This is a genomic window from Micromonospora sp. WMMD737, assembly GCF_049179055.1.
Taxonomy (GTDB): Bacteria; Actinomycetota; Actinomycetes; order Mycobacteriales; family Micromonosporaceae; genus Micromonospora; species Micromonospora reichwaldensis.
Window position 1 is genome coordinate 592,448 of sequence record NZ_JBMHMH010000001.1, and the last position, 13,577, is coordinate 606,024.

A 13,577-nucleotide genomic window follows, 5' to 3' on the forward strand; every position below is an offset into this window, starting at 1 on the left:
TGGTATCGGCCGTCCGGGTTGAACGACATGAATGAAATGCGGTCACGCGCTCGCGGCGGCCAGGTGACAACCGCAGCGGCACGGGTAAGCGGGGGGCCGAGCTGGAAAGGGGTCGAGCATGCAGCTGTCCTTCCTGCGCCCGCTCTACGACCGGCCGGGACCGTGGGTCTCGGTGTACCTGGACGCCTCCGCCAACGTCGAGGACGCCCACGCGGCGCTCGATCTGCGCTGGCGGGGCCTGCGTGACCAACTTCAACAGCAGCGCGCCGACGTGGACACCATCGACGCCGTCGAACGCGTCGTGCGGGGACACGATCCGATGCCCGGCAGCTACGGGCTGGCGGTCTTCGGCGCCCGGGGCCGGGTGGTGCTGTCGGAGTACCTCTCCGCCCCGCCGCTGCGGGACCTCGCCGCGTACACCTCGTTGCCGCACGTGATGCCCATGCTGGCGCAACGCGGCGAGCAGGTGGCCTGGGTCCGCGTGCTGGTCGACCGGACCGGCGCCGACGCCATGGCGATCAGCGCCGGCGGCGTGCCGCGCCGGGCCCACGTGAGCGGCCGGGAGGACTTCCAGCTGCGCCGGGTGCAGCCCGGCGGCTGGTCCCAGTCGCACCACCAGCGGGCCGCCATGGAGGCCTGGCACCACAACGCGGGCGATGTCACCGCCGCCACCGTGGAGTTGGCCGAGAAGGTCGGCGCCGAGGTGGTGGTGGTCGCCGGCGACGTGCGCGCCACCGGCGTGATCGCCGCCCAGATGCCCGAACGCTGGCAGGACCTGATGGTGCGCACCGACGCCGGGTCCCGGGGCGGCGGCGCCGACCAGAGCCTGCTCGACGACCTCACCGTGCAGACCATCGCCGAGGTGGCCGACCAGCGGATCACCGCCGTGCTGGACCGGTTCGGCATGCAGGAGGACGTCGGCGCCGGGCTGGACGCCGTGGTGTCCGCCCTGCAACGCAACCAGGTCGAGACGATGCTCATCGTCGACGACCCGTCCGCCACCGGGGAACTCTGGATCGGGCCGGACCCGACCGAGATCGCCACCCACCCGGGGCAGCTCGCCGCCATGTCCGTACGCGACCCGGAGAAGGTCCGCGCCGACGCCGCCCTCGTACGCGCGCTGGTCGGCACCGACGCCGAGCTGACCGTGCTGGGCCCGGACGAGGCGCCGGAGCTGACCGACGGGGTCGGGGCGGTGCTGCGCTACGTCGACGCCGGCACGCCGGGGCGTGGCGATGGCTGAGCGTACGGTGGCCGACCTGGTGGTCGAGCGACTGCGCGCCTGGCGGGTGCCGCGGGTCTTCGGCTACCCCGGGGAGGCCATCGCCCCGGTGGTCGAGGCGTTGGACGCCTCGGGCGGGGACCCGGCGTTCGTGCCGGCCCGGCACGAGGAGACCGCCTCCTACATGGCCACCGGGCACGCCAAGTTCACCGGCGGGATCGGGGTCTGCCTGGCCACCCAGGGGCCGAGCGCCGTGCAACTGCTCAACGGCCTCTACGACGCCAAGCTGGACAGCAAGCCGGTGGTGGCGATCGTCGGCGAGGACGTCTCCGGCCCGCTCGGCGGCGCCCACCAGGAGATCGGGCTGAGCCGGCTGTTCGCCGACGTGTGCAACCAGTTCGTCCGCTACGGCCGGGTCCCCGACGGGGTGCCGGCCCTGCTCGACCAGGCGTTCCGCACCGCCGCTGCCACCCGCAGCCCGGTCTGCGTGGTGCTGCCGCGGCAGTTGCAGGAGGCCACCGTGCCGGACCTGCAGTCCCACGCCGCCGGGGTGCTCTCGACGACGCCGGGCGAGCCGCTGGCAAGGGTCCTGCCGCACGACGCCGACCTGGACGCGGCCGCCCAGCTGCTCGCCAACGGCCGGCGCAGCGCCATCCTGGTCGGCCAGGGTGGCCGGGGCGCGGCCGGAGAGATCGTCGCCCTCGCCGACCGGCTCGGCGCCGGGGTGGCGACCTCGCTGCTGGGCAAGCCGGTGCTCGACGAACGGCTGCCCTTCCACGCCGGCGTGCTCGGCGAGGTCGGCACCCCGGCCGCCGCCGAGCTGATGGGCGGCTGCGACACGCTGCTGCTCATCGGCACGAACGATCCGTGGACGGACTACTTCCCGATGCCGGGGCAGGCCCGCACGGTGCAGATCGACATCGACGGCCGCCGGATCGGCACCCGCTACCCGGTGGACGTGCCGCTCGTGGGCGACGCCCAGGAGACGCTGCGAGCGTTGCTTGCCCGGGTGCCCGACCGGCCGAACGCCCGGTGGCGGGAGACCGTCGAGGGCTCGGTCGACCGGTGGCGGGCCGAGCGGGCCGACCGGGCCGGCGCCCCCGCCGAGCCGGTGAACCCGCAGCTCGTGCTGCACGAACTCTCCACGCGGGTCCCGCCGCGCGGGGCGGTGGCCGTGGACGTCGGATCGGTCATGTACTGGTACGCCCGGCACCTGGAGCTGCCGCCGGGCGTCAACGCGCAGCTCTGCGGCACGCTCGGCACGATGGGCTGCGCCCTGCCGTACGCCGTGGCGGCCAAGCTCGCCGCCCCGGACCAGCCGGTGGTCGCCCTGCTCGGCGACGGCGCAATGCAGCTCAACGGGCTGGCCGAGCTGATCACCGTGGCACACCACTGGCAGGAGTGGCGCGATCCCCGCCTGGTGGTGCTGGTGCTCAACAACCGGGACCTGTCCGGCATGGGCGGCGGCCGTACGCCGACCGACCCGACGCGCCGCCGGCCCGACGTGCCGTACGCCGGCTGGGCGCGGCTGCTCGGCCTGCACGGGGTGCGGGTCGACCGGCCCGAACTGGTGGGGGCGGCCTGGGACGAGGCGCTGGCGGCCGACCGGCCCTGCGTACTGGAGGCGGTGGTCGACCCGGCGGTGCGGCTGGCGCCGCCCGAGCCCGCCTTCGCGGACCTGCGCGAGGTGTTCGCCGAGGGCGACGCCGCCCGGCGGGTACGCGACCGGATGCTCGCCGCCGGGGTGGCCGTGGAGGTCGACGACCTCGTTTAACGCCCCGGTCGGGGGGCACTGAGGACGGGCAGTACGACGCTGGAGGTCACCTTGTCAGAAGCCCCGGACCGCCGGTACGGCCCCGCGCCCCTGCCGCAGCCCCGTGGGCCGGTGTCGGCGGCGCTGCTGGACGCGCTGCGGCGGGCGCCGCACGACCTTCCGGCGGGGCTCGGCGCCGGGCTCGAAACCGCCGACGCCCTCACCGACGAGGACCTCCAGCTCACCCTCTTCTGCTGCTACGAGCTGCACTACCGGGGCTGGCAGGGCGTCGACGAGGACTGGGAGTGGCAGCCGTCCCTGCTCGCGCTGCGCGCGTACGCCGAACGGCACTTCGAGGCGGCGGTGCGCGGGCTGGTGGGCCCCCTGCCGGCGGCGCTGCCCGGCGGGGTGCCGGCGGCCCTGGCCGACGTGGTCGCCGCCGACGACGGGCCGTCGCTCGCCGGACACCTGCAACGCCGGGCGTCGCTGGCCCAGTTCCGGGAGTTCGTCACGCACCGCTCGATCTACCACCTGCGCGAGGCCGACCCGCACAGCTGGGCCCTGCCCCGCCTCGGCGGGCCGGCGAAGGCCGCCCTGGTGGAGATCCAGATGGACGAGTACGGCAACGGGCGCCTCGACCGGATGCACGCCGAGCTGTTCCGGGTCACCCTGGCCGAGCTGGGGCTGGACACCGGCTACGCCGCCCACCTGGACGCCGTGCCGGCGGTCACCCTGGCCACCAACAACCTCATGTCGCTGTTCGGGCTGCACCGGCGGCTGCGCGGGGCGCTGCTGGGGCACCTCGCCGCGTACGAGATGACCTCCTCGCTGCCGAACCGCCGGTACGGCAACGGGCTGCGCCGCCTGGGCCTGGGCGAGGCGGCCACGCGCTTCTACGACGAGCACGTCGAGGCCGACGCGGTGCACGAGCAGATCGCCGCGTACGACCTGTGCGGCGGGCTGGTCCGGGTGGAGCCGGCGCTCGCCCCGGACGTCATCTTCGGCGCCGCCGCCGCGCTGGCGGTGGACCGGCTCTTCGCTGCGCACCTGCTGGACGCCTGGACCGCCGGCCGCACCTCCCTGCGCGCCACCGCCGCCCCGATCCGTATCGACCTGCGCGACCGCCCGCGCCCCGGCGGCCTACCCGCCGCCGTAGCCTGACCCCGGCCTTCTCCACCCCGCCCACCCCGCCCCGTCCCGTCCCGCTGCGCGCCCCGCCCGCCGTGCGGGCCGTGGATCATGCAGTTGTGGCGCCCCGCAAAAGCCTCGAAACGTCAGCTTCCGCCCACCAGAAGTGCATGATCGACGCGGCCGTAGGGCGGGGCGGGGCGGGGCGGGGCGGGTCAGGGGGTTTCGCGGGTGGGGGCGGCACGGAAGTTGACGGCCTTGTGGGTGCCGTCGCAGAACGGCTTGAGCGCCGACTTGCCGCAGCGGCACAGGGCCACCGTGCCCCGCCGCGCGTCAATGGTCTCCCCGTCGGGGGTGACCAGGGCGAAGTCGCCCCGGACCAGCAGCGGCCCGTCCTGGTAGGGGGTGATGGTGGCCGCCGCGGGAGTGTCGTCATCGGTGCGCATGGGCGCTGAAGTGCCCCTTGCTCCGGCAATGAAACCCCTGCTCACCGGCGTGCCGTCGCGGTGCGTGACCGCCAGCGTCACCCGGTTCGGCGGTTCGGCGGTCCCCCGCCCGGGATCTTCTGATTGCTCCCGCCCGGTGGGGGATGCCCCGTTTGAACCCCATCGGGACGGGAAGCCGGGCCGCGTGGTGAGCGAACGAGGCAAGGTGGAGCCGGGGCCCAAGGTGCGCAAGGGGCTCACGGCCGAGGGTGCCGGGCTGGCGGGCGACCGGGTGGTGGCCGCCGGCAGCGCCGCGCGGGTCCTGGTGGCCGCCACCGCGCGGGCGCTGCGCGGCACCGACTGCGCCGACCTCGGACACCCGGGACACCCGGGGCCGCTGTCGCGGTTCGTCGGCGCGCCCGAACCCGTGCGGCGGGCGGCCGTGATCCGGGCGGCCGGCCGGGTGGCGCTCACCCCCGGCCAGACCGCCGAGGTCGACGCCGGTCGGGTCGCCCGCTGGTTCGCCGAGCAGTACCCGCGCCGCCGCTACCCGGGCGCCCTGGTCGGCTCCCCGCACGGCGCGGCCGCGCACCTGGCGATGGCGCTCGGCGTGCCCTGGCTACCGGCCGGGTTCGAGATGACCGTGCACTGGGCGCAGGGCGCCGTCGACCGGCCGCAGGCCGCCCTGGACCACGGCGCCGCGCTCACCGCCCGTCTCCTCGGCGGCAACGCCGACCTGCACGTCCGCCAGGTGCACTGCCCCGCGAGCCGGGGCGCGCTGGCCGGCGCCACGGTGTCGCTGGCGGCCCGGTGGCGGTCCCTGCCGGCCGCGTACGCGCGGTTCCTGGCCGACCGGCTGGAGCCCGGCGCCCCGGTGCTGCTGCTGCGCGACGCCCGCACCTGGCCGGTCTTCGACTCCGCTCCGGGGCACAGCTTCCAGGTCGGCTGCCCGGGCAGCGGCCTCGACCCGGTCGACTTCCACCCGGACAGCCACGCCCTGCGCCAGGTGCTCCGCTCGGCCGGCGGGGACGGCGCGCACTGGGAGCCGCCGGAGGTCGCCTCGCCGCCCGAGCCGGCGGAGCACGGCGTGGAGTCCGGTTTCGAGGCCGGCGTCCAGGAGTGGACCGGCGGGCACGGGCATCCGCTGCACCGGGTCCTCGTGCCGCGGCCGGAGGCGCTCAGCGCCGCGACCGCCGACCTGTACCGGCGCTGGCTGCGCGCGGCCGGCAAGACCGGCGACCGGCTGGTGGTGGAGTGCGGCCGGCTGCTCGACCCGTGGCAGGTGGTGCGGGCCGGGATGGTGCCGTACTGGTGCGAGAACGCCACCCGGCGCAGCGTGGAGGCGGCGGAGTGGTGGCTCGCCGGGAGCGAGCCGTTCAGCTCGGTGGACGTGCTGCCCGAGCCACCCGGCCTGCGGTCGCCGGCGCTGGCCGGGCTGCCCCAGTGGCTGGCCGTCGCCGGCTTCGGGCGCCGCCGGCGGGCGCTGGACCGCACCTCGGCACGCGGCTACCCGGTCACCTCGGTACCCACCCGCCGGGCGACGGAGGTGCTGCGGGCGCAGCCGTACGACCTGCCGACGCCGCCGCCGATGACCGTCCCCGAGGCCCTCACGGCGCTGCGCGACGGCGGCTCCCACCAGGGGTTACTCGTCTGTTGAGTCGGCCCTTTCGAAACATCCTCGCGAACCCCGGGTCCCGTGATTGAGTACCTACGGAGCGGGAACACCGCTGGCTGCGACGGCCTGATCACGCCGTCCGGCGTGGCGCCGTCGCCCGCTGACATCCCAGTCATGTGACCCATTTTCCGGCCCGGGCGTGGTGCGACCACGCGCGCGCACGACCGGTTTCCTGAATCCGGGCGGGGGACCTTCCTGAGGGAGGCGCGGATGTTCGGACAGACCACCACGACCACACCACCTCCGACCGATCGGGGCCTGGAGGACCTCGACGCGGCCGCACTGGCGTACGCGGCGCGGATCGAGGGGCTACCGCCCGAACGACGCCAGGAGGCACGTGACGACCTCGTCCGGTTCGCCCTGCCGTTCGCGGGCCGGCTGGCCCGCCGCTACCGGGGGCGGGGCGAGCCGCTGGAGGACCTGGAGCAGGTCGCCCGGCTCGGCCTGGTCAACGCCGTCGACAGGTACGACCCGGAGCGGGGCTCCTTCACCGCGTACGCGGCCATCACCATCGTCGGCGAGATCAAGCGGCACTTCCGCGACCGCACCTGGGGCGTGCACGTGCCGCGCCGGCTGCGCGACCTGATCCTGGAGGTCGGGCAGGCCACCTCCGCGCTGACCAGCGAGCTGTCCCGGGCCCCGACGGTCGCCGAGCTGGCGGAACGGCTGGAGACCCCGCAGGAGGAGATCCTCGCCGCGCTGGAGTCGGCCGCCGGCTACAGCCCGGCCTCGCTGAACGCCCCCGTCGGCGGGGAGAGTTCGGCGGAGTTCGGCGACCTGGTCGGCGAGTCCGACAACGCGCTGGAGTCCGTCGACGACCGGGTGACGGTCAGCGGGCTGCTGCACCGGTTGCCCTGGCGGGAGCGGCGCATCCTGGCCATGCGCTTCTACGGCAACCAGACCCAGGCGGAGATCGCCGCCCGCTTCGGCATCTCCCAGATGCACGTCTCCCGGCTGCTGTCGCGGGCGCTGACCTGGCTGCGCCAGGCGATGCTGGCCGACGCCCCGCCGCCGTGGCAGAACGGGACCGCCGAGTCGGCCGAGCCGGCGAAGACCAGGATCTCGGTGCGGCACAACGGCGACCGGGTGGTCGTGGAGGTCGGCGGGGAGGTCGACCGGGACGGCGCGGACCAGCTCCGCCGGGCGATGCTGGAGGCGGTGACCGGGCAGCCCGCCGAGGTGGTGGTCGACCTGGTGGGCGCCGGTGGCTTCGACGCCGGCGGCATCGCCGCGCTGATGGCGGGCCGCGAGGCCGCCGCCCGCACCGGGGTGCCGCTGCGGCTGACCCGCGTCCAGCCGGCCGTGCGCCGCTCGCTCACGGCGGCGGGCCTGGCGGCGACCCGCGAGGGCTGAGCACGCACGTACCGCAGAGGGCCGGCACCCCCGGGGTGCCGGCCCTCTCTCGCGTACGCCCGCTCAGCGCTCAGGCGTGTCGCCGGGCCCGCGCGGATGCCGCCAGCGCTCCCTGGCCGGCGGCTCCCGGTCGGCGTCGGGGCGGGTCTCCTCCGGCTCGTCGGTCTGCTCGAAGCTGGGCCGACGGATCTCGTCCGGCTCGGGGACGTCCACAGGACGGGCCCCGGACTGCGCCGCGGGCTGGAACGCGGCGGCCTCCCGCGCGCCGTGCGCCCCCTCGGCGGCCGGCGCCTCGGGCACGTGCTTCTCGCGGTGCAACTCGTCGCTGAGTTCCTGCGGCGGCTTGGTGGCGCGCTGGGGCAGGTCCCGGCCGAGGTCGGCGACGAGCGGGCCGTACTTGAGGTCGAAGGCGGGCCGCTCCGAGCGGATGCGGGGCATCCGGTCGAAGTTGCGCAGCGGCGGCGGGCAGGTGGTGGCCCACTCCAGGGAGTTGCCGAAGCCCCACGGGTCGTCGACGTTCACCATCGCCCCGTAGCGCCAGGACTTCCAGGCGTTCCAGATGAAGAAGAGCGTGGACGCGCCGAGCACGAAGGCGGAGATGCTGGAGAAGGTGTTCAGGGCGGTGAACCCATCGCTGGGCAGGTAGTCGGCGTACCGGCGGGGCATGCCCTCGTTGCCCAGCCAGTGCTGGACGAGGAAGGTGCCGTGGAAGCCGAGAAACATGGTCCAGAAGTGGGCCTTGCCCAGCCGCTCGTCGAGCAGCCGCCCGGTCATCTTCGGCCACCAGAAGTAGAAGCCGCCGAAGAGCGCGAAGACCACGGTGCCGAACAGCACGTAGTGGAAGTGCCCGACGACGAAGTACGTGTCGTGGGTGTGCCAGTCCGCCGGCGGGCTGGCCAGCAGCACCCCGGTGAGGCCGCCGAAGAGGAAGGTGACCAGGAAGCCGATCGCGAAGAGCATCGGCGTCTCGAAGGTGATCTGCCCCTTCCACATGGTGCCGATCCAGTTGAAGAACTTCACCCCGGTGGGCACCGCGATCAGGTAGCTCAGGATGCTGAAGAACGGCAGCAGCACCTGGCCGGTGGCGAACATGTGGTGCGCCCACACGGTCATCGACAGCACGGTGATCGCGATGGTGGCCAGCACGAGGCCGGTGTACCCGAAGATCGGCTTGCGGGAGAAGACCGGGATGATCTCGGTGATGATGCCGAAGAACGGGATCGCGATGATGTAGACCTCGGGATGGCCGAAGAACCAGAACAGGTGCTGGTAGAGCATCGGGCCGGCCGTCCCCGGGTCGTACACGTGGGCGTTGAGCAGCCGGTCCGCCGAGAGCGCCATCAGCGCGGCGGCGAGCAGCGGGAACACCAGGATCACCAGCACGCTGGTGAAGAGCATGTTCCAGGTGAAGATCGGCATCCGGAACATGGTCATGCCGGGCGCGCGCAGGGTGAGGATCGTGGTGATCAGGTTGACGGCGCCGAGGATGGTGCCCAGCCCCGAGATCACCAGGCCGATCACCCACATGTTGGCGCCGACGCCGGGGGAGTGCTCCTGGCTGCTCAGCGGCGAGTACGCGGTCCAGCCGAAGTCGGCGGAGCCGCCCGGGGTGAGGAATCCGCCGAGCACCATCAGGCCGCCGAACAGGTAGAGCCAGTACGCGAGGGCGTTGAGCCGGGGGAACGACACGTCGGGGGCGCCGATCTGGATCGGCACGATGTAGTTGGCGAACCCGAACGCCGCGGGGGTGGCGAACAGCAGCAGCATGACCGCGCCGTGCGAGGTGAAGAGCTGGTTGTACTGCTCGGCGGAGAGGAACTGCAAGTTGGGCCGGGCCAGCTCGGCGCGCATCAGCATCGCCTGGATCCCGGCGACCAGGAAGAAGCCGAACGAGGTCAGCAGGTAGAGCAGGCCGATCTGCTTGTGATCGGTGGTGGCCAGGAACCGGGTCAGTTTGCCGCCGGGAAGCGCCTTGCGCAGCGGCCCGGGGTAGCCACCGAAGCGTGCCGGCGCCAGGATCGCCGGTCCCCGGTCGCGTGGTTCCGTGGTTACCCGCTTGGGCATGTGACTCTCACCCCGCCAGACGACAGATAGGACGGCGCGGCTACCCGCCCCTCTACCCATGAAACCAGGCGACAGGGGTCATTCAGGCGAGAGTGGTAAATTCTGTCAATTCGCGGGCAGTATGGCCCAGACGACCTTCCCGTCGCCGGCCGGCGCGCTGCCCCACCGCTGGGCCGTCTCGCGCACGAGCATCAGCCCCCGGCCGCCCTCGGCCCGCAGGTCACCGGTGCCGACCCGGACCGAGGTCCGGCTGCCGTCGGCGACCACCAGGTGCAGGTACGGCCGGCGCAGGGTAAGCGTCACCTGCATCGGCGTGCCGGCGTGCCGGACCACGTTGCCGACCAGCTCGCTGAGCACCAGCGACGCCGGCCCGACGGCCTCCGGCAGGTTCCAGCGGGCGCACGCGTCGGTGACCAGCTCCCGCGCCCGCCGGCAGGCCCCTGCCACCGGTTCGAGCCGGGCGCGCAGCCGGGGCGCCGCCGCCGCGTTCGCCACCCGGGTCGCCTCGTCGCAGTCGCGCCGCACGGGCACCACCCGGCAGGCGGTCGACTGGGCCAGCCAGGTCGCCGCCTCGGGCGGCGGGGCGCACAGCACGACGGGCACCGCCGGCCAGTCGGCTGCCCGACGGGCGGTGGCGGCGAAGACCGAGAGGGCGAGCCGGTCACGGAAGGTGACGTCGGCGAGGTCGACCACGAGGGCGTCGGGCTGGCTGGCGAGGCAGTCGTCCAGCACGCCCCGCACCGTGCGCATGGTGTCGATGCCGAGGTCGCCATGGAGGCGTACGACGGTCACTGGCGACTCGTCGTGCACCTCGCAGGTGATCCGGCTCGGCATCGTGCCCTCGTTTCGCGTCGTCGGGTGATCTGCGAACTACCCGACCGGGCGGAGGGTCAAACCGGACCGGCCGGGGCGCCGCCGCCCGGGCCGGTCACGATGCGTCACCGGCGGGTCCGGTCCCGCGTGGTCAGGATGCCGAGCGCGATCATGCCCAGGCCCAGGAACAGGTGCAGCCAGTTGTCGGCGTTGTTGACCGGGATGAAGTTGGCCGCGCTGTCGTGGTCGATCACCAGGCCGTAGAGCCAGAGCACCAGGTAGATCGCGCCGCCGCCGACCAGGTACGTCCGCGCGCCCGTGACGGTGCGGGCCAGCAGCAGCCCGGCCACCCCGAAGAGCAGGTGGACGATGTTGTGCAGCACCGAGACCTGGAACAGGCCGAGCAGCTTGGATTCGGAGTCGTGCCCGGCGAAGCGCAGGTCGCCGAAGTTGCTGGTGATGCCCGGCACGAAGCCGAGCACGCCGACCAGGAGGAAGACCACCGCCACGGCGGTGGCGGCCCGCCGGACGGGAGCCCTGCCGTCGGCCGGGTTGTGCCGGGCGCGGGAGTGCGCCATGGGACCGGTCACCGCCGTCTCCTCACTGTGCGAGAACGCTGAGTGGATCGCGCCTTCCCGCTGCTCCCACCGGCAAACCCCACCAGCGGACGATCGGCCATCCACGCGATCCGGGCGTCGGCACGCGACCGGGGCCGGCCCACCGTGACGGCGGGCCGGCCCCTGGTTGCGGATCGCCGGTCAGGCCGGTTGCAGGCGCGGTGCGGCGGCGAGCTGGCGGACCCGCTCGTAGAGGGCCACGTACTTCTCGGCCATCACCGCGGGGGTGAAGCGGACGGCGGCCTCGCGCCGGCACTCGTCCGGATCCAGGAGGCTCGCGGCCAGCAGCAGGTCGCCCAGCTCCTCCTCGTCCGTGGTGAGCAGGCCGGTGCGGCCGTGCTCGATCAGCTCGGGCAGGCAACCCCGGGCGGTGGCCACCACCGGCGTGCCCAGGGCCAGCGACTCGACCACCGCCGTGCCGCCCGGCTCCTCCCAGCGCAGCGGGAACAGCGAGGCCCGGGCGCCGGCCAGCAGGTCGTCGCGTTCCTGCCCGGCCACGGTGCCCACCCAGCGGACCAGGTCACCGTCGACGTGCGGCGCCACCTCGTCGTAGAAGAACCGGACGTCCGGGTTCTGCCGGGCCTCGTCCCCGGCGGCGGCCAGGTCCTCCGGCCGGTGGTACGGGCCGACGGGCCCGGCGAGCACCAGCGGCACCCCCACCCGCCGGGCGAGGCGCGCGCCCACGTCCTGGCCCTTGCCCGGGTTGATCCGGCCCAGGATGATCAGGTAGTCGCCCTTCTCCGCCCGGGGCCGCCGGTCCGCGTCGACGGCGAGCGGGGTGGACAGGTGCACGTGGCCCACCGAGTGCTCCTGCAACGCCCGGGGCGCGCGGGCCAGCTGCGAGGCGGAGACCCCGTTGACCCGGACCCGGTCGCCGCCGTCGAGGTTGCCGTAGAGCGCCGGGTGCTTGGCCAGGTCCCAGTGCAGCGTGTGCAGGGCCGGCGGCGCGTCCGGGCCCATCGCGGCGAGCGTCGCCAGGCCGACCGCCTCCACGTGGTCGTGCACCAGGTCGATGTCGTCGCGCGAGTGCAACGCGCGCACCACCCCGAACAGGTGCGCCTGGGAGATGCCGCAGACCTGGTTGTACGGCCGTTGCAGGGCGTGGAACTGCCCGTCGGGGAAGACGGAGAACTTCTCGTCGACCGGCAGGGTGCTGCTGTCGACCGACGCGAGCACCACCCGTACGCCGAGGCGGCGCAGCTCCGGCACCAGTGTCGCGATCACGTTCTCGATGCCGCCGTAGCCGGGCGGCGGCACGGACAGCCACGGACCGGCGTTCATCAGGACGGTGAGGCTCATGCGGGATTCCTTCCCTCGGCGGGGGCCTGGGCCGTCCGCGCCCGGTCGTTCGCGGTCACGGGGGGTCGCGTGTTCACGCCGCGGCGACCCGTCGGCGGGGGATCCGGTGCCGCAGCTCGGCCAGGGGCGGCCGCTCCTCGACGGAGACGTCGCTGACGACGATCTCCCGGTCCAGGTTCGGCAGGGCGTCGGAGCCGCCGCGCCGGAACTGGGTCAGCAGGGCGGCGGGCAGCGCGCCCGGTGCCGCCCAGCCGCGCCGCTGCAACCGCGACCAGGCGGTGAGCATGATCTGGGCCGACATCCGGCCCAGCGCGGCGGTGTCCTGGTGACGGTGCTTGCGTTCGCCCAGGTCCACCTGGGCCAGCGCGTCCAACCCGACCAGCTCGAGTAGGTCGATGAGCATCGCCGTCTCGACCCCGTAGCCGGAGACGAACGGCACCCGCTCCAGCACCTCCCGGCGGCCGGCGTACTCACCGGCGAGGGGCTGCACGAAGCCCGCCAGTTCGGGCCAGAACAGGTTCAGCATCGGCCGGGCCATCAGCTCCGTCACCCGCCCGCCGCCGTCGGCCTCCACGCTCGACGCACCGACCAGCGGGCGGTGGTAGAAGCCCTTCACGAAGTCCACCGAGGGATCGGTCAGCAGGGGGCCGATCAGCCCGGTCACGAAGTGCGGGCGGAACTCGCGCAGGTCGGCGTCGACGAACGCCACCACGTCGCCCTCGGCCGCGGCCAGCCCCGCCCAGAGCGCGTCGCCCTTGCCGGTCAGCCGGGGCAGGCCCCGGGTCATCGCGTCCTGGCTGACCACCTCCGCGCCCGCGGCGCGGGCCACGCTGGCGGTGCGGTCGGTGGACCGCGAGTCCACCACGATCAGCTCGTCGACCAGGGCCACCCGCTCCATCAGGTGCTCGCGGATCGTCGACACGATCGCGCCGACCGTGGCCTCCTCGTTGTGGGCCGGCAGGACCACGCTGACCCTGCTGTCCCCCTTGGCGCGGATCAACCGCCGCGCCGGCCAGTCACCCGCCGACGTGGTGCGATAGGTGGCCCACGCCTCCACCACCGGTGACACCATCGTTTCCGTATTCCGCACAGGCACCCCCCAGATCGTGGCGGAAAAACCTTCCCTGTTTTTCCCACTACCGCACTCGCGCTAACCGCAGCATGCCTAACAGCTTGATCACGACAGTGACGTGACCGGGTTCCGCCCTGGTGAACGTTTGGTTGCGCG

11 protein-coding genes are annotated in these 13,577 nt (G+C 74.0%); 5 read left to right on the forward strand and 6 right to left on the reverse strand.

Annotated elements, in window-relative coordinates; genetic code table 11:
* Positions 1-118: 118 nt before the first annotated feature.
* Genes ACN27A_RS01940 through ACN27A_RS01950 form a run of 3 tightly spaced genes read left to right on the forward strand, consistent with a single transcriptional unit; the run spans position 119 to position 4,136 of the window.
* The gene (locus ACN27A_RS01940; RefSeq protein ID WP_421449336.1) at positions 119-1,243 is read left to right on the forward strand and encodes a Vms1/Ankzf1 family peptidyl-tRNA hydrolase; all 1,125 of its coding nucleotides are present in this window, start codon (positions 119-121) and stop codon (positions 1,241-1,243) included.
* Positions 1,236-2,996, forward strand: coding sequence for a thiamine pyrophosphate-binding protein (locus ACN27A_RS01945; RefSeq protein WP_421449338.1), 1,761 nt, complete (start codon positions 1,236-1,238; stop codon positions 2,994-2,996). Before ACN27A_RS01940 ends, ACN27A_RS01945 begins: the two co-directional genes overlap by 8 nt.
* Before the next feature lie 51 nt (positions 2,997-3,047).
* Positions 3,048-4,136: an iron-containing redox enzyme family protein gene (locus tag ACN27A_RS01950; protein ID WP_421449341.1), complete on the forward strand. Its 1,089-nt coding sequence runs from the start codon at positions 3,048-3,050 to the stop codon at positions 4,134-4,136.
* A 182-nt stretch (positions 4,137-4,318) separates the two neighbouring features.
* Here the strand turns inward: ACN27A_RS01950 and ACN27A_RS01955 are convergent, their stop codons facing one another.
* A complete protein-coding gene (locus ACN27A_RS01955; RefSeq protein WP_311410258.1) occupies positions 4,319-4,549 on the reverse strand; it encodes a CDGSH iron-sulfur domain-containing protein in 231 nt (76 codons plus the stop codon).
* A gap of 223 nt (positions 4,550-4,772) precedes the next feature.
* Between ACN27A_RS01955 and ACN27A_RS01960 the strand changes: the two genes are divergently transcribed.
* Together ACN27A_RS01960 and ACN27A_RS01965 are read left to right on the forward strand one after the other, a co-directional pair.
* Positions 4,773-6,185 (forward strand): hypothetical protein, encoded by a 1,413-nt coding sequence (locus ACN27A_RS01960; protein ID WP_421458350.1) that lies wholly within the window; start codon positions 4,773-4,775, stop codon positions 6,183-6,185.
* Positions 6,186-6,413: 228 nt separating this feature from the next.
* Positions 6,414-7,556 carry a SigB/SigF/SigG family RNA polymerase sigma factor gene (locus ACN27A_RS01965; protein ID WP_421449343.1) on the forward strand — a complete coding sequence of 381 codons (1,143 nt, stop codon included), beginning with the start codon at positions 6,414-6,416 and terminating at the stop codon, positions 7,554-7,556.
* Positions 7,557-7,619: 63 nt separating this feature from the next.
* On the opposite strand, the gene ctaD is transcribed toward ACN27A_RS01965, so the two are convergent.
* From ctaD to ACN27A_RS01990, 5 genes are all read right to left on the reverse strand, one after another.
* Positions 7,620-9,620: a cytochrome c oxidase subunit I gene (gene ctaD / locus ACN27A_RS01970; RefSeq protein ID WP_421449345.1), complete on the reverse strand. Its 2,001-nt coding sequence runs from the start codon at positions 9,618-9,620 to the stop codon at positions 7,620-7,622.
* A gap of 105 nt (positions 9,621-9,725) precedes the next feature.
* The gene (locus ACN27A_RS01975; protein WP_421449347.1) at positions 9,726-10,454 is read right to left on the reverse strand and encodes an ATP-binding protein; all 729 of its coding nucleotides are present in this window, start codon (positions 10,452-10,454) and stop codon (positions 9,726-9,728) included.
* Between the two features lie 104 nt (positions 10,455-10,558).
* Positions 10,559-11,011 carry a DUF4383 domain-containing protein gene (locus tag ACN27A_RS01980; RefSeq protein ID WP_151456370.1) on the reverse strand — a complete coding sequence of 151 codons (453 nt, stop codon included), beginning with the start codon at positions 11,009-11,011 and terminating at the stop codon, positions 10,559-10,561.
* A 180-nt stretch (positions 11,012-11,191) separates the two neighbouring features.
* Positions 11,192-12,349, reverse strand: coding sequence for a glycosyltransferase (locus tag ACN27A_RS01985; protein ID WP_421449348.1), 1,158 nt, complete (start codon positions 12,347-12,349; stop codon positions 11,192-11,194).
* A 73-nt stretch (positions 12,350-12,422) separates the two neighbouring features.
* Positions 12,423-13,421 carry a glucosyl-3-phosphoglycerate synthase gene (locus tag ACN27A_RS01990; protein WP_207914435.1) on the reverse strand — a complete coding sequence of 333 codons (999 nt, stop codon included), beginning with the start codon at positions 13,419-13,421 and terminating at the stop codon, positions 12,423-12,425.
* Positions 13,422-13,577 lie beyond the last annotated feature (156 nt).